Annotated in this window: 19 protein-coding genes; 12 read left to right on the forward strand and 7 right to left on the reverse strand. The window is 65.0% G+C overall.

Features of this window, described 5'->3' with window-relative positions; genetic code table 11:
• Positions 1–2: 2 nt before the first annotated feature.
• The 3 genes from ACJA3S_RS03630 to ACJA3S_RS03640 all read right to left on the reverse strand — a co-directional run bounded on the left by ACJA3S_RS03630 (position 3) and on the right by ACJA3S_RS03640 (position 3432).
• On the reverse strand, positions 3–1433 hold the full coding sequence (locus ACJA3S_RS03630; protein ID WP_406820858.1) for an aldehyde dehydrogenase family protein: 1431 nt from the start codon (positions 1431–1433) through the stop codon (positions 3–5).
• A gap of 13 nt (positions 1434–1446) precedes the next feature.
• Positions 1447–2946, reverse strand: coding sequence for a purine-cytosine permease family protein (locus ACJA3S_RS03635; protein WP_406820859.1), 1500 nt, complete (start codon positions 2944–2946; stop codon positions 1447–1449).
• 96 nt (positions 2947–3042) lie between these two features.
• Positions 3043–3432: a nuclear transport factor 2 family protein gene (locus ACJA3S_RS03640; protein ID WP_225780375.1), complete on the reverse strand. Its 390-nt coding sequence runs from the start codon at positions 3430–3432 to the stop codon at positions 3043–3045.
• Between the two features lie 179 nt (positions 3433–3611).
• Here ACJA3S_RS03640 and ACJA3S_RS03645 point away from each other — a divergent pair, with 179 nt between their 5' ends.
• On the forward strand, positions 3612–4613 hold the full coding sequence (locus ACJA3S_RS03645; protein WP_406822195.1) for a Fic family protein: 1002 nt from the start codon (positions 3612–3614) through the stop codon (positions 4611–4613).
• Positions 4614–4715: 102 nt separating this feature from the next.
• Here ACJA3S_RS03645 and ehuA read toward each other — a convergent pair whose 3' ends face one another.
• The 4 genes from ehuA to ehuB form a co-directional block, all read right to left on the reverse strand.
• On the reverse strand, positions 4716–5510 hold the full coding sequence (gene ehuA, locus ACJA3S_RS03650; protein ID WP_406822196.1) for an ectoine/hydroxyectoine ABC transporter ATP-binding protein EhuA: 795 nt from the start codon (positions 5508–5510) through the stop codon (positions 4716–4718).
• A 59-nt stretch (positions 5511–5569) separates the two neighbouring features.
• Positions 5570–6226: an ectoine/hydroxyectoine ABC transporter permease subunit EhuD gene (gene ehuD, locus ACJA3S_RS03655; protein WP_170028227.1), complete on the reverse strand. Its 657-nt coding sequence runs from the start codon at positions 6224–6226 to the stop codon at positions 5570–5572.
• Positions 6223–6882: an ectoine/hydroxyectoine ABC transporter permease subunit EhuC gene (gene ehuC, locus ACJA3S_RS03660; RefSeq protein ID WP_406820860.1), complete on the reverse strand. Its 660-nt coding sequence runs from the start codon at positions 6880–6882 to the stop codon at positions 6223–6225. Before ehuC ends, ehuD begins: the two co-directional genes overlap by 4 nt.
• Before the next feature lie 62 nt (positions 6883–6944).
• Positions 6945–7754: an ectoine/hydroxyectoine ABC transporter substrate-binding protein EhuB gene (ehuB, locus tag ACJA3S_RS03665; protein ID WP_406822197.1), complete on the reverse strand. Its 810-nt coding sequence runs from the start codon at positions 7752–7754 to the stop codon at positions 6945–6947.
• Between the two features lie 283 nt (positions 7755–8037).
• On the opposite strand from ehuB, the gene ACJA3S_RS03670 reads away from it, so the two are divergent.
• From ACJA3S_RS03670 to ACJA3S_RS03720, 11 genes are all read left to right on the forward strand, one after another.
• The gene (locus ACJA3S_RS03670) at positions 8038–9432 is read left to right on the forward strand and encodes a PLP-dependent aminotransferase family protein (RefSeq protein WP_170034030.1); all 1395 of its coding nucleotides are present in this window, start codon (positions 8038–8040) and stop codon (positions 9430–9432) included.
• 214 nt (positions 9433–9646) lie between these two features.
• Positions 9647–10618, forward strand: coding sequence for a hydroxyectoine utilization dehydratase EutB (gene eutB / locus ACJA3S_RS03675; protein ID WP_406820861.1), 972 nt, complete (start codon positions 9647–9649; stop codon positions 10616–10618).
• Between the two features lie 32 nt (positions 10619–10650).
• Positions 10651–11643, forward strand: coding sequence for a cyclodeaminase (locus tag ACJA3S_RS03680; protein WP_406820862.1), 993 nt, complete (start codon positions 10651–10653; stop codon positions 11641–11643).
• 36 nt (positions 11644–11679) lie between these two features.
• On the forward strand, positions 11680–12870 hold the full coding sequence (gene doeA / locus ACJA3S_RS03685; protein WP_406820863.1) for an ectoine hydrolase DoeA: 1191 nt from the start codon (positions 11680–11682) through the stop codon (positions 12868–12870).
• A gap of 3 nt (positions 12871–12873) precedes the next feature.
• Positions 12874–13893, forward strand: coding sequence for a N(2)-acetyl-L-2,4-diaminobutanoate deacetylase DoeB (doeB, locus tag ACJA3S_RS03690; RefSeq protein ID WP_406820864.1), 1020 nt, complete (start codon positions 12874–12876; stop codon positions 13891–13893).
• Positions 13894–13929: 36 nt separating this feature from the next.
• Positions 13930–15396, forward strand: coding sequence for an NAD-dependent succinate-semialdehyde dehydrogenase (locus ACJA3S_RS03695; RefSeq protein WP_406820865.1), 1467 nt, complete (start codon positions 13930–13932; stop codon positions 15394–15396).
• Positions 15397–15408: 12 nt separating this feature from the next.
• Positions 15409–16794 (forward strand): aspartate aminotransferase family protein, encoded by a 1386-nt coding sequence (locus tag ACJA3S_RS03700; RefSeq protein WP_406820866.1) that lies wholly within the window; start codon positions 15409–15411, stop codon positions 16792–16794.
• A 127-nt stretch (positions 16795–16921) separates the two neighbouring features.
• The gene (gene ycaC / locus ACJA3S_RS03705; protein ID WP_010951959.1) at positions 16922–17542 is read left to right on the forward strand and encodes an isochorismate family cysteine hydrolase YcaC; all 621 of its coding nucleotides are present in this window, start codon (positions 16922–16924) and stop codon (positions 17540–17542) included.
• Between the two features lie 173 nt (positions 17543–17715).
• Positions 17716–18534, forward strand: a complete 819-nt coding sequence (ppk2, locus tag ACJA3S_RS03710; protein WP_406820867.1) for a polyphosphate kinase 2 — start codon at positions 17716–17718, stop codon at positions 18532–18534.
• A gap of 35 nt (positions 18535–18569) precedes the next feature.
• The gene (locus tag ACJA3S_RS03715) at positions 18570–19766 is read left to right on the forward strand and encodes a monovalent cation:proton antiporter-2 (CPA2) family protein (protein WP_406820868.1); all 1197 of its coding nucleotides are present in this window, start codon (positions 18570–18572) and stop codon (positions 19764–19766) included.
• A gap of 38 nt (positions 19767–19804) precedes the next feature.
• Complete coding sequence (locus ACJA3S_RS03720) at positions 19805–20902, forward strand: AI-2E family transporter (protein WP_406820869.1); 1098 nt, start codon at positions 19805–19807, stop codon at positions 20900–20902.
• Positions 20903–20907 lie beyond the last annotated feature (5 nt).

Below are 20907 nucleotides of genomic sequence, written 5' to 3' on the forward strand. Positions count from 1 at the left end.
ATCTAGCCCAAACACCGCGTCACATGCTTGACCGACTGATACGCCGACAACCCCCACGGCCCCAGTTCGCGGCCGATCCCGCTGCCCTTGGTGCCGCCCCACGAAGTCTCGACGAACACCGCCTGCACCGAGTTGATCCACACATGGCCCACCTCAAGTGCATCGGCCACCCGCTCGGCGCGCGCCAGGTCGGCAGAGCACACCGTCGCCACCAGCCCGAACCGGCTGTCGTTGGCTTCGGCAATCGCCTGTTCCTCGGTAGCGAAGCGACGCGCGCACAGCACCGGGCCAAAAATCTCCTCGGTCCACAAGCGGCTGTCGTTCGGCACATCGGCATACAACGTCGGGCTGACGAACCAGCCGTCCCGGTCCAGCGCCTTGCCACCGGCCAGGCACTGCAAACCTTCTTCCCGCGCCGTGGCAAAGTAGCTGGCCACCTTCAGCCATTGCGCCTGGCTGGTCAGCGGGCCCATGTCGACCTCTCCGGTCAGCGGGTTGCCCACCCGCAGCTTTTCCAGTGTCGCCTGCAGGCGTGGCAACAGCGCATCGGCAATGCTGTCCTGCACCAGCAACCGCGACGTGGCAGAACACATCTGCCCGGCGTTCCAGGTGATGCCAGCGACGATCCATTCCACTGCCTGGTCGACATCGCAATCATCGAACACCACGATCGCCGACTTGCCGCCCAGCTCCAGCGTCACTGGCCGGCATTGCGCCGACGCGCTGCGCATCACCTGGCTACCGACGTTGTTGCTGCCGGTGAAGGACAGCTTGTCCAGGCCAGTGTGGTTGCTCAGTGCGGCGCCGGTCTCGGCCTTGCCGTTGACGATATTCAGCACCCCGGCGGGCAGGCTCAGGGCATCGGCGATCTGGCCGTAGGCCTGTTCGACCAGCGGGGTGACTTCCGAGGGCTTGAGTACCACCGTGCAGCCTGCTGCCAAAGCCGGGGCGAGCTTCCAGGCGCTGGTCACCAGCGGGAAGTTCCACGGCACGATCAGGCCGACCACACCCACCGGCTCCAGGCGAGTGCGCGCGGTGAAGCCAGGGGCGGCCAAGGGCACCTCACGGTTTTTCGACGGCAGTTGCTCGGCCAGCTCGGCGTAGTAGTTGAACGTGGCAATGGCATCATCCAGGTCGATTTCCGCTTCGTGGCGCGGCTTGCCGTTGTTGCGCATCTGCACGCCGATCAGCGCTTCGCGGCGCTGGCCCAGTTGCTCGGCAAAGCCGCGCAGGTAGCCTGCGCGCTCGCTGGCGCTGGTGGCTTTCCAGACGGGCAGGGCACCACGGGCGGCAGCCACGGCCTGGTCGACCTGGGCTGCGCTGGCTGCCATCAGTTCGGCGAACGGTTGCCCCAGCGCAGGGTCGTTGACGCTGATGCAGTCGCTGCCCTGGCCTTCGACCCAGCGGCCGGCGATATAGTGGGAAGTGGTCATGGTCGGTTTCCAGTCAGGCCATTTCGGCAGTGGTTACCGGCGTATGCGCGGCGCTTTTGCAACGCACCCAACGCGGGCCCTGGGGGCCATACACGCCAGCAGGTTCGGGGAACAGGTTGAGCAGTACCAGGTACAGCACGCCGGCCAGGCCCAGGGTGACCGGCAGGCTCAGGTCGATGCCGCCCGCCAGGTCACCCAGCGGGCCGACGAACTGCCCCGGCAGGTTGACGAAGCACAGGCCGACTGCCGCGCTGGGGATCCACGCCCCCATGCCGCGCCAGTTCCAGCCATGCAGGAACCAGTAGTGGCCGCCGCGCTGGCCACGGGTGAACACTTGCAGGTCGTCGGCATGGTAGAAGCCGCGGCGGGTGACCAGGCCAAGGATCATGATCACCATCCACGGGCTGGTGCAGGTGATGATCAGCACGGCAAAGGTCGACACGCTCTGCACCAGGTTGAAGGTGAAGCGGCCGATGAAGATGAAGCCGATCGCCAGCACCCCGATCAGCAGGGTGGCGCCGGCGCGGCTGAGCAGGCGCGGGAACACGCTGGACATGTCCAGGCCGGTGCCATACAGCGCGGTGGTGCCGGTGGACATGCCGCCGATCACGGCAATCAGGCACACCGGCAGGAAGAACCAGCTGGGCGCCACTGCCAGCAGGCCACCGACGTAGTTGTTGGCGGCGATGTAGTCGGGGGCCTGGGTCGCCACCAGCGTGGCCGTGCACAGGCCGAACAGGAACGGGATCAGCGTTGCGCCCTGGGCCGCGATCACCGCCAGCATGATGCGTGCCTTGGGCGTTTCTCGCGGGATGTAGCGCGACCAGTCGCCGAGGAACGCACCGAACGACACCGGGTTGCTCATGGCCAGGATCGCCGCGCCGACGAATGCCGCCCAGAAGCCCGTCTGGCCGAGGTTGACGCTGCCGGCATAACCGGCATCGAACGGCCCGGCGAAGGCGACGATACCGAGCAGGAACAGCAGGCTCGAAGCCCACACGGCCACCTTGTTGACCCACAGCATGAAGCGGAAGCCGAAGATGCACACCACCAGCACCAGGACCGCGAACAGGCCATAGGCCAGGCCCAGGGTCAGGTCGGTTTCCGGCAGGCCGGCCAGGCGCTTGGCACCGCCCACCAGGGCATCGCCCGAACTCCATACCGACAGCGAGAAGAACGCCACCGCCGTGAGCAGCGACAGGAACGAGCCGACGATGCGCCCGTGCACGCCAAAATGCGCGCCCGACGACACCGCATTGTTGGTGCCGTTGAGTGCGCCGAACAGGCCCATCGGTGCAAGGATCAGGGCGCCCACGCCGACGCCAAGCAGGATCGCCCATACCCCGGCCTGGAATGACAGCCCGAACAGTACCGGGAAGCTGCCCAGCACCGCCGTGGCAAAGGTATTGGCACCGCCGAAGATCAGGCGGAACAGGTCCAGCGGGGAGGCGTCGCGTTGATCGTCAGGGATCTGTTCGACGCCGTTGGTCTCGATACCGGTCGAGTGGCTCATGGTGATGCTCCAGCGCGGTTGTTGTGGGCCGGCGCGGTGCGCGGGCCTTCTTGTGGGTGCGATGGCAGGGCGGCAAGGTCGCAGGAAAAATGCAGATCAGCCCGGGGACACGACCGACAGGTGCTCGTGGCAGGCCAGCCATTGGTCACCGTGGCGGCGGAAGACGATGGTCTCGCGTTCGCTCAGTTGGTGCTCTTCACCGGCACTGCGGATGTGCGTGGCCACGTCATGCATGAAGATCGCCACATCGCCTTGCAGGCTGACCTGGGCGTTGCCTGATTCGCAGGCAAGCACGGCAAAGCCGTCGGCCTGCCACTGCGCCCACAGTTCTTCGTAGGCACGGCGTGACAGCAGGGGCTGTGGCAAGGTGTGGAACAGGAAGGTGGCGTCTTCGCTGAAGCAGGCGAAATAACGGGCGGTGTCGTTGCTGGCGAACGCGGCAACGAGCTCGGCGGCGGCTTGGCGTACCTGGAGTGTCTGGTCCACGGAAGTGGCCTCACGGTTCTTGTGATTATGGTGAAGCGATTCTGGTGGCGCTCGGCGGGCGGAAAAATCGCTATCGGCAAATAATCAGTTCAGGAATTCATGAAGTGATGGCTGCGTTTTCTTTACCCTCGCGCGCGCAGTGGATTAAGGTGACGGCTGATTCCAACGGGCTGCAGGCAATGAGCGATTACCAACCACCGCTGACGGTGACACCCCGTATTTTGGCGCTGGTTGCCGAGATCAGTGAGCAGGTGGGGTTTCTGGCGGCCTACCGCGATGCCTCGCTCACGCCGCAACTGCGCCGGGGTAATCGTATTCGTACCATCCAGGCATCGCTTGCCATAGAGAACAACACCCTGAGCGTGGAGCAGGTGACTGCCTTGCTGGAGGGCAAGCGGGTTTTGGGTTTACCACGCGAAATCCAGGAGGTTCGTAACGCGTTCGCCACCTACGACGCGATGTCTGGCTGGCGCGCGGAATCCCAGCACGATCTCCTCGCTGCGCACGGCATGCTGATGCACGGTCTGATAGATGATGCTGGCTGCTACCGGCGCGGTGGTATGGGCATTTATCGGGAGGGCCGTCTGTTGCATATGGCACCACCGGCCAGCCGGGTGGCAACGTTGGTGCAGGACCTGTTGCGTTGGCTGGCGGATAGCGATTGGCATCCGCTGATTGTCAGCTGTGTATTCCATTACGAATTTGAATTCATCCACCCGTTTGCTGACGGCAATGGGCGGATGGGGCGACTGTGGCAGACGATGCTGCTTAGCCAATGGCGGCCGGTGTTGGCCTATCTGCCAGTAGAAACCGTTATTCGTGAGCAGCAGGATGCCTACTACGCTGCGTTGGCCGCAGCCGACCAGGCTGCTGATGCAACCCCGTTTGTTGAGTACATGCTTGAAGCTTTGTTACAGGCGCTTGTCGAAGCAGCCGGGAGCGACCAAGTAACCGACCAAGTAACCGACCAAGTAACCGACCAAGTAGCGAGCCTCTTGAAGGTGCTGCCTGCGGGTGTCGCTTTGAAGAGCAGCGAGTTGATGCACCAGTTGGGTCTTTCCCACCGCGCCACCTTCCGCGAAAGCTATTTGCATCCAGCCCTTGCCGCCGGGTTGGTGGAAATGACCGACCCTGAATCTCCTCGCAGTCCCAGACAGCGGTATCGGCGGGTTGCGAAATAGGTTGCTTGCCCCGCTCCTGAACCCACTTCAGTCATCCATTCGTCACTCGACAGGCTTGGGGGCGCTGGTCGTTTCGCAAGCAGTGTGCGCAGCGCCCCGTGCTCAGTTCGCCTCCCGCACGGCGCTGAGAAACGCCCGGGTACGTTCCTGTTGCGGGTTCTCGTAGATCTGCGTCGGCGTCCCCTGTTCATGGATCTGCCCCTTGTAGAAGAAGCACACCCGGTCGGCGAACTCGCGGGCGAAGCCCATCTGGTGCGTGACCATCAGCATGGTCAGGTTGTGCTCGCTGCCCAACCGACGGATCACGTTCAGTACCTCGCCGCACAGTTCCGGGTCCAGCGCCGAGGTGACTTCGTCGAACAGCATCACCTTGGGCCGCATCGCCAACGCCCGGGCAATCGCCACGCGCTGTTGCTGGCCGCCGGACAACTGCGAGGGGTAGTGCTCGAACTTGTTGCCCAGGCCAACCATCTCCAACAGCTCGGCAGCCCGCTCGCGTGCTTCGGCCGGCTTGACCCCGAGCACCTGGACCGGGGCCTCGATCACGTTCTGCAAGGCGCTCATGTGCGGGAACAGGTTGAAACTCTGAAACACCATGCCGATCTTCGCCCGCACCTTGCGCACATGGCGCTCGCTGGCGGTGACCAGCGCGCCGTTGCGCCCGGGCATGTGGGTGAGCGATTCGCCATCGACTTCGATCATGCCCTGGTCGATGCCCTCCAGCGTCATCAGCACGCGCAGCAAGGTCGACTTGCCCGAGCCGCTGGGGCCGATGATCGCCACCTTCTCGCCGGGGGCGACATCCAGGTTGAGGCCATCGAGCACGGTGAAGTTGCCGTAGCGCTTGGTCACGTCCTTGAAGCTGACGATGGGTTGGGCGATGGCCGGTGCGGGCATGGCGGTGTCCAACGGCAGGGTGGTAGTTGCGGTTGCGAGGTGGGTCACAGGCGCGATCATCAGCGGAGCTCCAGGCGCACTTCAAGGCGCCGCACGAGGTAGGCCAGAGCGACGCTCAAGGCCAGGAAGAACAGGCCGACCAGGGTGATCGGCTCGAGGTAGCGAAAGCTTTCCGAGCCGACGTTCTTGGCCTGCTGCATGATTTCCACCACGGTAATGGCCGACAGCACCGGGGTGTCCTTGAGCATGGCGATCAGGTAATTGCCCAGCGGCGGCAGGATCGGCCGGATCGCCTGGGGCAGGATGACCACCCGGTAGGCGGTCCACGGTGCGAAGTTCAACGCGACCACCGCCTCCCACTGGCTGCGTGCGACCGAATCCAGGCCGCCACGGTATACCTCGGCCAGGTAGCAGGCGTAGTGCAGGCCGATACCGATGATGCCGGCCTGCATGGCGGTCATGTTGACGCCGTAGTTGGGCAGCACGTAGTAGAGGAAGTACACCTGGATCAGCAACGGCGTGCTGCGGATGAACTCGATCAGCACTGCCACCGGCCATGACAGCCAGGCCTGGCGGCTGCGCCGGGCGATCGCCAGGAACAGGCCGAGCACGACCGCGATGAGGAAGCCGGCAACGGTGATGCCCAGGGTTTTCAGCGATGCCTGCAGCAGGTCGGGCAGGATCTGCGCGACATAGTTCCAGTCCCAGACATTCATGACAGGCTCCCCCGCAGGTGACCACGCCCCAGGCGCCGTTCGACCCGGCGCATGAGCAGGTTGATGATTTGCGCCAGGATGAAATACAGCAGCAGGGTAAGGCTGAAGATCTCCAGGGTCTGGAACGTCGCCTGGTCCAGCTGGCGGGCGCGGAAGCTCAGGTCCGACAGGGTGATCAGCGACACCAGCGAGGTGTTCTTCAGCAGTTCGATCAGCAGGTTGGTACCCGGCGCGATGGCCGCCAGCAAAGCCTGCGGCAGGATGATGCGCCGAAAGCGGATGGCGGCGGGCATGTTCAATGCCGTGCAGGCTTCGTACTGCCCCTTGGCCACCGAGCTGATCGCCCCGCGCATCACTTCGGCGCCGTAGGCACCGATATGCAGCCCGAGGCCGACGATGGCCACGGTATAGGCGCTGAGTTCCAGGTTGAACGGTGGCAATGGCAACACGAAGAACAGCCAGAACAACTGCACCAGCAACGAGGTGCCGCGGAACACTTCGATATAGGCCACGCACAGCCAGCTCAGTGGCCGCCACGACGAGCGTAGGCCAAGCGCGGCGAGGATCGCGGCGACGATGGCCAGCAGCGAGCCGAAGAAGGTGACCTGGACGGTGATCCAGGCGCCTTGCAACAACAACGGTATCAATTCACCCATGGTTCGACCTGAATAAGCGGATTACACAGGGAATGGCACGGCAAGCGCCATGCCACCTCGATTCACTGCTGGGCACACAGCTCGGCGGCGGTCTTGTCCGTCACGTTGTTGCGGTCGAAGCCGAACGGCGCGACGGTCTGCAGGTGCTCCTCGCTGCCCAACCACTTTTTCAGCTCGGCGTTCACTGCATCGCGCAGGGCTTTGTCTTCCGGGCGGAAGGCCAGCGCGCCGTAACCGGTATGGGCCGGGTCGTCGCTGAAATCGCTGATCGCCTCGACCTTGTCGCCGCCTTTTTTCGCCAGGCCCTTCATGGTCAGCTGGGTACCGACGGCAGCATCGGCGCGGCCGGCGCGCACGGCCTGCAGCTGGGCGGTGGTGTCCGGCACCTGGAGAATCTGCGCGTCCTTGACCCCGGAGTCGCGGGCATAGGCGAGGTTGACCGTGCCAGCCATGATCGCCAGCTTCACCTCCGGGTTCTTGGCGATGTCGGCGTAGCTGTGCAGGTTCTTCGGATTACCCTGGGCCACCAACAGGGTGTCGGGCAGGGCGTATTGCGGGTCGGTGAAGATCACTTGCTTGCAGCGCGCCGGGGTGATGTACATGCCGGCGGCAATCACATCGAAGCGCCCGGCACGCAAGCCGGGAATCAGCGAGCCCCACTCGGTGAGCACGCCATCGACCTGTTGGATGCCCATCCTGGCGAAGATGACCTTGGCGATTTCCGGCGATTCCCCGGTTACCCGGCCATCGGTCTCGGTGAAGGCGAACGGGGTTTCGTTGGCGTAGCCGATGCGGATGTGGCTGCTCGCCTTGATCTCGTCCAGGCTGGCGGCCTGGGCGCTGGTAAGCACGGCGCAGGCGGCGCAGGCCATCAGCAGGCGTTGGAACGGGCGTGGGATGTTGAACGGCTGGCTCATCAATGAATCTCCTGTTTGTTATAAAAACCGTCGCCGACGGCTCTGTGTTAGGAGGCAGTGGAGCAAAACAGCGAACGCAGGCTCGGTCGTTTGTTCGAGGCTGCCAGGCAGCGGGTGGTCGACCTTGGGCCGAGCATACAAAAGCTGAAACGGCGGTGGCATTGCACTAGGACAATTGCCCGGGGCGCTTGTCCGGGAGATGCTGTGTCCTGGCCCGGCAAGCGAAGCGAAGATCATGATGCACAGTTGGAAGGCAGCCCTGGATGCCGCGCGCATCGGCGAGTCCAAGTACAAGATTCTGGTGCAGGCGGTTACCGGCGAGATCGAGCGTGGCGTGCTGGTGCACGACCAGCGCCTGCCACCGCAGCGCCAGGTGGCCGACGCCTTGGGTATCAGCGTGCAGACGGTGACCAACGCCTACAAGGAGCTGGAGCGTCAAGGGCTGGTGCGCTGCGAGATCGGCCGTGGCAGTTTCGTCAGCCGACGCATGAGTGATCGTGTGTCGGATGACATCATCGACCTGCCCGAGCGCACCTTGGTCGACTTCTCCATCACCCGCATCCTCCATACCCAGGTGCATGAGCGCATCTGGCGCGACACCTGCGCCGAGCTGGCCGTGGAGGAGGAGCAGCCGTGGATCCACGCCTACCGGCCGATCGCCGGTTTCGAGAGCCACCGCGAGGCGGCGGTGCGCTGGCTCGACGGCCTGGGCATGCAGGTGGAGCGCGACGATGTGCTGGTCACCAACGGTGCCGCCCACGCTATTTTCCTGGCCCTGGCGTCACTGGCCGGGCCGGATGACGTGGTGCTTTGCGAAGGGCTGACCGACCACGGCGTGATCGGCAATTCCCAGGTGCTCGGGTTTACCCTGAAAGGCCTGGAAATGGACCGCGAAGGTATCAACCCGGAACATTTCGAGGACATCTGCAGCAACGAGCGGGTCACCGCGCTGGTGTGCACCCCCAACCTCAACAACCCCACCGTCAGCCTGATGCCCGACAGCCGGCGCCAGGAGATTGCTGCAATTGCCCGGCGTTTCGGCGTACACATCATCGAGGATGATGTGTACGGGCCGCTGCTCGGCGGGCGCCATGCACGGCCGCTCAGTGCCTATGCACCGGAGCTGTCGTTCTATTGCACCAGCATGACCAAGTCGGTGTTGACCGGCCTGCGCGTGGGCTACCTGGTGATGCCCAAGCGCCTGGCTTTGCGCACCGAGAGCATCCTGCGGGTGAACAGCTGGATGGCCACGCCGCTGGTGGCGGAAATCGCTGCGCGCTGGATCAACGACGGGCGCGCCCTGCAGCTGGTGGAATTGCAGCGTGAGTTGCTCGGCAAGCGCCAGGCATTGCTGCGTGAGTATCTGGGCGAGTACCTGCGCGGTCAGCATGCCCATGCCCTGGGGGCATGGCTGAACATTCCCGAGCGCTGGGAGGTGGACAGCCTGGTACGCGCCTTGCGCCGCCGGCAGATTGCGGTGACGCCACCAGAGCCGTTCCTCGTGCGTGGCACGCCGCGGCCGCGGGCCGTGCGCCTGTGCGTAGGCGCCGAGTGTTCCGAGGCCAAGCTGCGCCAGGCGCTGGGCGACATGCGCGAGCTGTTCGGGCAGTATCCGCAGATTCACGAACTGTAACTGTCCTGCTGCGGCCTCTTCGCGGGCATGCCCGCTCCCACAGGTTTGGCGCAGGTTTCAGGAAATGCGCGTTTCCTGTGGGAGCGGGCGTGCCCGCGAAGAGGCCAGTGCAGGCAAAAACAAATTCCCCGGCAAATTGCCCTAGTACATTCATCGCGACAATTTTCGCCTCATACACTCGGCCCAACATCAGCTCACTGGTTGGGTCCCGGTCATGTCAGCGCTCTCGCTCCACGATATCTACCTTGCTCGCCAGCGCATCCACGGTCTGGTGCGCAACACGCCGCTGGAGCTTTCACCCAGCCTGTCACGCCACCTGGGCGCGCCGGTGTACCTGAAACTCGAAGCGCTGCAGACCACCGGCAGCTTCAAGCTGCGCGGGGCCAGCAATGCCATTGCTGCGCTCACTGCCGAACAACGCGCCTGCGGCGTGGTTACCGCCTCCACTGGTAATCACGGCCGGGCAGTGGCCCATGCGGCAGCTCAACTGGGCGTGAAGGCGACCGTATTTCTTTCGCAACGGGTACCGGGCAACAAGGTCCAGGCCATCCGCGACCTGGGGGCCGAAGTGTGTATCGTCGGCCATTCCCAGGACGACGCCCAGCACGCCGCGCAACAGTATGCCGAGCAACAGGGCGCAACCCTGGTTCCACCCTTCGACCACCCCCAGGTCATCGCCGGCCAAGGCACCTTGGGCGTGGAAATCATCGAGCAGTTGCCCGAGGTGGCGCAGGTGCTGGTGCCGCTCTCCGGTGGCGGCCTGTTCGCCGGTGTGGCGCTGGCCCTGAAAAGCATCAACCCGGCAATTACCACCCACGGCATCAGCATGCAGCGCGGCGCCGCGATGCACGCCAGCCTGCAAGCCGGCCGGCCGGTCGAGATCGAGGAGTTGCCGACCCTGGCCGACTCGCTCGGCGGCGGCATCGGCCTGGGCAACCAGCACACCCTGAGCATGACCCAACGGCTGCTCGACCAGCTGCACCTGTTGCCGGAAGGGGCAATCGCCAATGCCATGCGCCACGCCTACCAGCACGAACGCCTGGTACTCGAAGGCGCCGGCGCGGTGGGTATCGCGGCGCTGCTCGACGGCCTGGTGCCGGCCCGTGGCCCGGTGGTGGTGGTGCTCAGCGGGCGCAACGTCGACAGCGCACAACACCTGCGCGTGCTCAATGGCGGCGACGCCTGAAACCCACGTTTCCCTGCCCTGGAGGTATTCGAATGCCGGCCATCACCTTGCTCAGCGAAGCCGACCTGCGTAGCTGCATCACCCTCGATCGCGCCGCGGTCGATGCCATCGAACAGGCCTTTGCCCTGCTCGCCACGGCCAAGGTGGCAATGCCGCCGATCCTGCGCCTCGATATACCCGAGCACAATGGCGAAGTGGACGTGAAGACCGCCTACCTGCCGGGGCTGGAGCGCTTCGCGATCAAGGTCAGCCCGGGTTTCTTCGACAACCCCAGGCTTGGCCTGCCCAGCCTCAACGGCATGATGATGCTGTTGTCGGCGCGCACGGGCCTGCTCGATGCCTTGCTGCTCGACAACGGCTACCTCACCGCCGTGCGCACTGCTGCAGCCGGTGCGGTGGCCGCTCGCTGGCTGTCGCGGCCAGACAGCCGCAGCGTGGCCCTGATCGGCAGTGGCGAACAGGCCCGGCTGCAATTGCAGGCACTGCGCCTGGTGCGGCCGATCGCGCAGGTCAGGGTGTGGGGCCGCGATGTGCAGAAAACCGCAGCCTTGTGTGATGACCTGGGGCGCGACGGGCAGTTGCAAGTGCAGGCCTGCGCCAGTGTCGACCAGGCCATGCAAGCGGTGGACATCGCCATTACCTGCACGCCCAGCCGCGAGCCGCTGATCCAGCCGCAGCACCTGCAACCGGGGCTGCACATCACCGCCATGGGCTCGGATGCCGAGCACAAGAACGAAATCGCGCCAAGCGCACTGGCCCTGGTCGATCGCTACGTCGCCGACCGCCTGAGCCAGACCCGCGTCCTGGGCGAGCTGCACCACGCCTTGCGCGCCGGCACGCTCGACGACCAGGCCGTGCTTGCCGAACTGGGCCAGGTCATCGCCGGCCTGCAACCGGGCCGCGTGCACGCCGAAGAGGTCACCCTGTGCGACCTGACCGGCACCGGGGCCCAGGACACCGCCATCGCCAACCTTGCCTTCGAGCGCGCAGTCGCTGCCAACAAAGGCCTGGCGTTTCACAGCTGACACCTTTCGCAACCCACTCACAAGAAGGGCACCCGTATGTCACAGACAGTGGTCAACCTGCCGTTCAGCCGGCAGGAGTACGCCCAGCGCCTGGCCAGGACCCGCAGCGCCATGCAGGCGCAGGGCCTGGAGCTGTTGCTGGTCACCGATCCCTCGAACATGGCCTGGCTTACCGGCTATGACGGCTGGTCGTTCTACGTGCACCAGTGCGTGCTGCTGGCGCTCGACGGCGAGCCGATCTGGTTCGGCCGCGGGCAGGACGCCAACGGTGCCAAGCGCACGGTGTTCATGCAGCACGACAACATCGTTGGCTACCCGGACATCTACGTGCAGTCACGCGAGCGCCACCCGATGGACTACCTGTGCCAGGAAGTGATTCTGGCCAAGGGCTGGGGCGGCCTGAGCATTGGCGTGGAAATGGACAACTACTACTTCAGCGCGGCGGCCTACCAGGCCCTGTGCAAGCACTTGCCGCAGGCGCGTTTCAGCGATGCCGCCGGGTTGGTCAACTGGCAACGGGCGGTCAAGTCGCCGCAGGAAATCCAGTACATGCGCATTGCCGCGCGCATCGTCGAGAAGATGCACGGGTGCATCCTCGAACGTATCGAGCCCGGCATGCGCAAGAACGAGCTGGTGGCCGAGATCTACCGCAGCGGCATCCTCGGTGTCGATGGCTACGGCGGCGACTACCCGGCGATCGTGCCGCTGTTGCCGACCGGCGCGGACGCCAGTGCGCCGCACCTGACCTGGGACGATTCACCGTTTGCCCGGGGCGCCGGTACCTTCTTCGAGATCGCCGGCTGCTACAAGCGCTACCACTGCCCGCTGTCGCGCACGGTTTACCTGGGCAAGCCGCCGCAGCATTTCCTCGACGGCGAAAAAGCGGTGGTCGAAGGCATTGCGGCCGGCCTCGATGCCGCGCGGCCGGGCAACACCACCGGTGACATCGCCCGGGCGTTCTTCGGCGTGCTGGAGAAGTTCGGCATCCACAAGGACAGCCGCTGTGGCTACCCGATCGGTATCAGCTATCCGCCAGACTGGGGCGAGCGGACCATGAGCCTGCGCCCGAGCGACACCAGCGTGTTGCAACCGGGCATGACCTTCCACTTCATGCCGGGGCTGTGGATGGACGACTGGGGCCTGGAAATCACCGAAAGCATCCTCATCACCGAGACCGGGGTCGAGACCCTGTGCAACGTGCCGCGCCAGCTGTTCGTGAAGGACTGACCCATGAATGCGATCGCACAGGCCGCCACCTCGGTGGCCAATCCCATCAGCTGTAACCTGGACTTCGAGCAGGACGGCGTGCAGCACGGTTTTCTCAAGCTGCCGTACTCGCGTGACGACTCGGCCTGGGGCGCGGTGATGATCCCGCTGACGGTGGTCCGCAATGGCAACGGCCCGACCGCCTTGCTTACCGGCGGCAACCACGGCGACGAATACGAGGGCCCGGTAGCGCTGAGCAAGCTGGCCCAGCAGCTGCAGCCCGGGCAGGTGCGCGGGCGGGTGATCATCGTGCCGTTCATGAACACGCCGGCGTTCCACGCCGGTACCCGCACCTCACCGATCGACCGCGGCAATCTCAACCGCAGCTTCCCGGGCCGCGCGGATGGCAGCGTGACGGAAAAGATCGCCGATTACTTCCGCCGCACCTTGCTGCCGTTGGCCGATATCGTGCTGGACATCCATTCCGGTGGCCGCACCCTCGACTTCCTGCCGTTCGCCGCTTGCCATGTACTGGCCGACAAGGCCCAGCAGGCCCGCTGTGAAGCCGCCATGCTGGCCTTCGCCGCGCCCTACAGCATGCGCATGCTCGAGCTGGATGCGCAGGCCATGTACGACACCGCGGCGGAGGAGCAGGGCAAGGTGTTCGTCACCACCGAGTTGGGCGGTGGCGGCACCTCCACGGCAAAAAGCGTGGCCCTGGCCGAACGCGGTGTGCGCAACCTGCTGATTCACGCCGGCATCCTCGCGGGCGAAAGAGAGCAGGGCGAGACCACCCTGCTCGACATGCCCGATGGCGACTGTTTCATCGCCAGCGAACACGACGGCCTGCTGGAGATGTGTCGCGACCTGGGCGAGACGGTCAGCCAGGGCGAAGTGATCGCGCGAATCCATGACATCCGCCGCACCGGCAGCGCCCCGGTCGAATATCGCGCCAGGCGAACGGGCCTGCTCGCCGCCCGGCACTTCCCCGGGCTGGTGCAGTGTGGCGACACCCTGGCGGTGATCGCCGACGTACTGGCCTGAAGCGGGCGCCACGACAACGAGGTATGGAGAACAGTCATGTCACACCACTACCCATTCAACAGCCTGTGCTACGTCGATGGCCAATGGCTGCACAGCAATAGCGGCAACAGCATCGCCGTGCATGACCCGGCCAGCCGCCAGGTCATCGGCCATGTGCCGCTGCTCGAGCACGAGCAGATCGTCGCTGCGGTGGATGCCGCCCAGCAGGCCTTTGCCGCCTGGCGCCAGCAGAGCCTGGATAGCCGCGCCGCGTTGTTGCGGCGCTGGGCCGAGCTGATGCTGGAGCATCAGGAAGCGCTGGCGCGCATCCTCAGTACCGAGCAGGGCAAGCCGCTGGCCGAAGCACGCGGCGAGATCGCCTATGCGGCAAGCTTCATCCCCTGGTTTGCCGAAGAGGCCCGGCGCCTCAACGGGCAGACCATCCCCAGCCATATTCCTGGCGCGCAGCTGAGCACGCTGAAGGAGCCTGTCGGCGTCTGCGCACTGCTCACTCCCTGGAACTTCCCCAGCGCCATGATCACTCGCAAGGCGGCTGCAGCGTTGGCTGCCGGCTGCAGCGTGGTGGTCAAGCCGGCCCATGAGACGCCGTTTTCGGCGCTGGCCCTGGCCCAGCTGGCGGAGGACGCCGGCTTGCCGCCGGGGGTGTTCAACGTGGTCATCGGCGAGCCGCAGATGGTCATGGAAACCCTGGTCCGCGACAGCCGGGTGCGGGCGGTCAGCTTCACCGGCTCGACCCGGGTCGGCAAGCTGGTGCTGCAGGCCGCGGCGCAGGATGTGAAGAAAGTGGCGCTGGAACTGGGCGGCAATGCACCGTTCATCGTCTGCGCCGATGCCGACCTCGAACTGGCCGTGCGGGTGGCCGTGGCGGCCAAGTTCCAGACCTCTGGCCAGGACTGCTGCGCTGCCAACCGGATCATGGTGCAACGGCCGCTGTACGAAGCCTTCCTGGCGCGCTTCGCCGAAGCGGTACGGGCGCTGAAGGTTGGCCCGGCCATGGTCGATGGCGAGGCAACGACGGCAGAGGTCGGCCCGCTGATGCACCAGGCCGCCTTCGATGCCACCCAGGCCCGGGTCGAGGACGCCCTGCAGCGTGGCGCGCGGCGGCTGGTCGGCGGCGAAGGGCATGCGCTGGGAGGCTGGTTCTTCCAGCCGACGGTGTTGGCCGATGTGACCCCGGCGATGCGCATCTACCAGGAAGAAAACTTCGCGCCGATTGCCGGGGTCATGCCGTTCGACACGCTGGAGCAGGCCATCACCCTGGCCAACGACACCGAGTACGGCCTGGCGGCCTACATCGTCGGCAATCGCCTCGATGTGGTGCACCCGCTGAAACGCCGCCTCGACCACGCGATGGTGGCGATCAACGGCGTCAAGTTCACCGGCCACCCCATCCCGTTCGGCGGCATGAAGGCTTCCGGCCTGGGCCGCGAGGGCGGTAGCGAGGGCTTCGAGCCCTTTGTCGAGACCAAATACGTTTGCCTGCACCACCACGGTCAGTTCTAAGGAGTGTTTGCCATGAGCCAAGATTTCAGCCAGCTGTTCGCACAGGACCGCGCCCACTTCATGCACCCTTCGACCCACGCCCACGATCACGCCAGCGGTGCGCTCAAGGGCCGGATCATCACCGGTGCCGAGGGCATCCGCCTGCGTGACCATGAAGGCCGCGAATTGATCGACGCCTTTGCCGGCCTGTATTGCGTGAACATCGGCTACGGGCGTACCGAGGTCGCCGACGCCATCCACCGCCAGGCCACGGAGCTGGCGTACTACCACACCTATGTCGGCCACTCGACCGAGGCAATCATCGAGCTCTCCAGGCGCATCATCGACTGGGCGCCGGCAGGCATGAAGAAGGTCTACTACGGCCTGTCGGGGTCCGATGCCAACGAGACCCAGGTCAAGCTGGTGCGCTACTACAACAACATCCTCGGCCGCCCAGGCAAGAAGAAGATCATCTCCCGCGACCGCGGCTACCACGGCTCGGGGATCATGACCGGCAGCCTCACCGGCCTGCCCAGCTTCCACCAGCATTTCGACCTGCCGGTGGAGGGCGTGCGGCACACGGTGTGCCCGCACTGGTACCGCAAGGCGCCAGCGGGCATGGACGAGCAGGCGTTCGTGCAGTACTGCGCCGATCAGCTGGAGCAGTTGATCCTTGCCGAAGGCCCCGACACCGTCGCCGCGTTCATTGGCGAGCCGCTGATGGGTACCGGTGGCATCATCGTGCCGCCCAAGGGTTACTGGAAGGCGATCCAGGCCGTGCTCGATCGCTACGATGTGCTGCTGATCGCCGACGAAGTGGTCTGCGCCTTCGGCCGCCTGGGGTCGAAGATGGGCAGCCAGCGTTACGACATCCACCCGGACCTGATCACCACCGCCAAGGGCCTGACCAGCGCCTATGCGCCGCTGTCGGCGGTGATCGTTGGCGAGAAGGTGTGGAACGTGATCGACGAGGGCTCGCAGAAGGCCGGCCCGATGGGCCACGGCTGGACCTACTCGGGGCACCCGATCTGCGCGGCGGCGGCGCTGGCCAACCTGGATATTCTCGAGCGCGAGAACCTGACCGGGAATGCCGAAGTGGTGGGGGCGTACCTCAACCGGCGCATGCGCGAAACCTTCGAAGGCCACCCGCTGGTCGGTGAAGTGCGCGGTGACGGCATGCTCTGCGCGGTCGAGTTCATGGCTGACCGCGATGCCCGCACTGCATTCGACCCGGCGCTGAAAGTCGGGCCGCAGGTGTCGGCAGCATGCCTTGAACGCGGCATGATCGCGCGGGCCATGCCACATGGCGACATCCTCGGTTTTGCCCCACCGTTGGTGCTGACCCAGGCGGATGCCGAGCAGATCGTTGCCATTACCAAGGCGGCGGTCGACGAGGTGGCTGCCAAGGTGCTTGGCTGAAGCCTTGCCGGGGCCGCGCGCTGCGGCCCCGTTGACGGCCCCCCCGGCGAACCGACTGGCGGTACTCCCTGCGGCTGAACCTTGCCTACGCTGATATTCCCAACCTGCCGAAGCAAGGAGATCCGTCATGGCCTTCCAATACAAGCGTCTGGACAAGAACAACGCCGCCGTGCTGCTGGTCGATCACCAGACCGGCCTGCTCTCGCTGGTGAGGGACATCGACCCCGACCGCTTCAAGAACAATGTGCTGGCCCTGTCGGACCTGGCCAAGTACTTCAAGCTACCGACCATCCTCACCACCAGTTTCGAAACCGGCCCCAACGGCCCGCTGGTGCCGGAACTGAAAGAACAGTTCCCCGACGCCCCGTACATCGCCCGGCCGGGCAACATCAATGCCTGGGACAACGAGGACTTCGTCAAGGCAGTCAAGGCCACCGGCAAGAAGCAGTTGCTGATCGCCGGTGTGGTCACCGAAGTGTGCGTGGCCTTCCCGGCACTGTCGGCGCTGGAGGAGGGCTTCGAGGTGTTCGTCGTCACCGATGCCTCCGGGACCTTCAACGAACTGACCCGTGACTCGGCCTGGCGGCGCATGGAGGCGGCCGGAGCGCAATTGATGACCTGGTTCGGCGTGGCCTGCGAGCTGCATCGCGACTGGCGCAACGACATCGAAGGGCTGGGCACGCTGTTCTCCAACCATATCCCGGACTACCGCAACCTGATGACCAGCTACAACAAGCTGGCCAAGTAAACCGACCTCGAGGCCACATCCTACCCTGTGAGAGCGGCTAAACCCGCTCTCACAGCCAGCCGAACATCCATCCAATCAACCGGCTAGACGCAAAACCTGGGAAAACAACAAGCGAAGCGGCAAATCGCCATGGATCGACCATACTGACTCCTCAATCGCCTCAGGAGAGCGCCATGTCGAAGCCGTCCAGGAATAAAGCCAGCCTCGAACAACCGGAAAAACTGGGCAGCAAGGCATACGAGAAGGAACTCAAGCGCCTGCATGTGGAGCTGGTGAAACTGCAGGAGTGGGTGGTGGCCAAGGGCCTGAAGGTCTGCATTGTCTTCGAAGGCCGCGACGGCGCTGGCAAGGGCGGCACCATCAAGGCCATCACCGAGCGCGTCAGCCCGCGGGTATTCCGTGTGGTGGCGCTGCCGGCGCCGACCGAGCGGGAAAAGACCCAGATGTACCTGCAGCGCTATGTCGGCCATCTGCCGGCCGCAGGTGAAGTGGTGATCTTCGACCGCAGCTGGTACAACCGTGCCGGGGTCGAACGGGTGATGGGCTTCTGCTCGAACGAACAGGCCGAGCGGTTCCTCGCTGGCGTGCCGCTGTTCGAAAAGGTCATGGTCGAGTCGGGCATCATCCTCATCAAGTACTGGCTTGAGGTCAGCGCCGAAGAGCAGACCCGGCGCCTGCAGGACCGCATCAATGACGGCCGCAAGCTGTGGAAGCTGTCGCCCATGGACCTCAAGTCCTACACCCGCTGGGATGACTACACCCAGGCCCGTGACGAAATGTTTGCCGCGTCGGATACCGCCTGGGCGCCCTGGTTCATGGCCCACTCCAACGACAAGCGGCGTGCCCGGCTGAACATCATCAGCCACATGCTCGGCCGCATCCCCTACAAGGACATCACCCAGGAGCAGGCGGTGAAGCTGCCCAAGCGCGGCAAGATCGGCAAGTACAAGGCCGTTGCCTACCCGTTCAAAGTGGTGGAAGAGCGTTTCTGATCCATCCCTGCGGGGAGCAGCGAGGGGGCAAACCTATGCCACATGACGGCAGCCTGCTACAGGCGACGGTGGTGTTCCTGCTGGCCGTGGTGCTTCTGGTACCGCTGGCGCAGCGTCTGAAAATGGGGGCGGTGCCGGGCTATCTGCTGGCCGGCATCCTCATCGGCCCCTCCGTGCTCGGGCTGCTCGACAACCCCGAAAACGTGGCGCGGCTATCGGAAATGGGCGTGGTCATGCTGCTGTTCGTCATTGGCCTGGAGCTGTCACCGCAGCGTCTGTGGACCATGCGCCGGGCGCTGTTTGGCGTCGGTTCGCTGCAGGTTGGGCTGACCGCCGTCGTGCTGGGCCTGCTGGCGTATTTCGCGTTCGGCCAGTCGAAGGCCGCAGCGATCGTGCTGGGCCTGGGCCTGGCGTTGTCTTCGACAGCGTTCGGCCTGCAAGTCCTGGCCGAGCGCAAGGACCTCGGCAAGCCACACGGGCGGCTGGCCGTGGCCATCCTGCTGTTCCAGGACATCGCTGCCATTCCCTTGATCGCCGTGGTGCCCCTGCTCGGTGGCAATGTCAGCACCGCCGACGAAGGCACCTGGCCGCTGTTGGCGGTGGCGCTCGGACTTGGCACGTTGATCGTGTTTGGCCGCTATCTGTTGAGCCCGGTGTTCAAGTGGACGGTCGGTTCCGGCTTGCCGGAGCTGTCGACCGCTACTGCCTTGCTGGTGGTGCTGGGCACGGCCTGGGTGATGGAGCATGTGGGTGTGTCGATGGCCCTGGGGGCCTTTCTCGCCGGTGTGCTGATGGCCGAGTCGCCTTTCCGGCATGAACTGGAGACCCAGATCGAGCCGCTCAAAGGCTTGCTGCTGGGGCTGTTCTTCGTCGGCGTCGGCATGAGCGCCGACCTGCGCCTGCTGTTCGATCTGCCGTTGCTGGTGCTGGGGCTGACGCTGTTGCTGGTGGCCATAAAGCTGCCGCTGCTGTACGGCCTGGGGCGTACGGCCGGTGGTCTCGACCAGGCGCAGGCGCTGTGCCTGGGCGTGGTGCTGGCCTCTGGCGGCGAGTTTGCCTTCGTGGTGTTCAAGCTGGCGCTGGAGCATCAGGTACTGGCGCAGCAGGTGCACGACCTGTTGGTACTAGCCATCACCCTGTCGATGGCAGTGGTGCCTCTGATAATGATGGCCCTGGCGCGGCAGCTGCGTGACCACAGCCCCGCCCAGGCAAGCCCTGAAACGGGCCACTGATCGCGCCACACGGCGCAGCTGAAGTTCGGAGGTGAAGCATGCAACCGGGTGTCAAGCTGGACAGCAGCCTGTCGCGGGGCTTGCTCGATGTGCTCATCAAGGCTGGCCTGATAGCTGCCCTGGTGATGTTTGCCTTCCAGACGTTCCAGCCGTTCCTGGAACTGATGCTGTGGTCGGTGATCCTGGCAGTGACCCTGTATCCGCTGTATTGCCGTGTCCAGCGCCGCACCGGGCTCAAGGACGGGCTCTCGGCAACCCTGGTCGTGGTGCTGGTACTGGTCGTGCTGCTGGTGCCGATCTACCTGGTGGTGATGTCGATCGGCGAATCGGTGGACAGCCTGGTGACCTTGCTCAAGAGCGGCGCCTGGAGCGTGCCGCCACCCCCTGAGTCGGTGGCGACCTGGCCGCTGATCGGGCCGAAAGTCCATGCCCTGTGGCTGGCGGCTTCGGAAAACATGGCCGGTGTGCTGAACCAGTGGATGCCGCAACTCAAGGGCGCCGGGCGCACGGTGCTGGGGGCTGCTGCCAGCGCCGGGGGCGCGTTCCTGCTGTTCATCGCGGCGATCATCGTCTCGGGCATCATCATGGCCTTCGGTGAGCGTGGCGAGATCGCCGCGCAGCGCATCGCCATGCGGGTATCGGGCGAGGAGCGCGGCAAGCCGCTGGCCAGACTGTGCACCGCTACCATTCGTGCCGTGGCCCAGGGGGTTATCGGCATTGCCTTCATCCAGATGTTGCTGATCGGGGTCGGCTTCGTCATCAAAGGCGTGCCAGGTGCCGGGATGCTGGCCATCGTCATCCTCATGCTGGGAATTGCCCAGGCACCCGCCACGCTGGTCACCGTGCCGGTGATCATCTACGTCTTCAATGCCGAAGGCTTCACCGTGGCCACCATCGTGTTCGCCATCTACACCTTCGTCGCCGGGCTGGCCGACAACGTGCTCAAGCCGTTGCTGCTGGGGCGCGGGGTGGATGTGCCGATGCCGGTGGTACTGATCGGCGCGCTCGGTGGCATGGTGGTCAAAGGCATCATTGGCCTGTTCATCGGCCCGGTGATCCTTGGCGTCACCTATGTGCTGTTCTGGCAGTGGGTGGCGCTGCAGGTGCCGGAAAACCCCGCCGAGCCGACCGCCTGAGCCAA

This window comes from Pseudomonas sp. KnCO4, from assembly GCF_045344305.1.
GTDB lineage: Bacteria > Pseudomonadota > Gammaproteobacteria > Pseudomonadales > Pseudomonadaceae > Aquipseudomonas > Aquipseudomonas anuradhapurensis.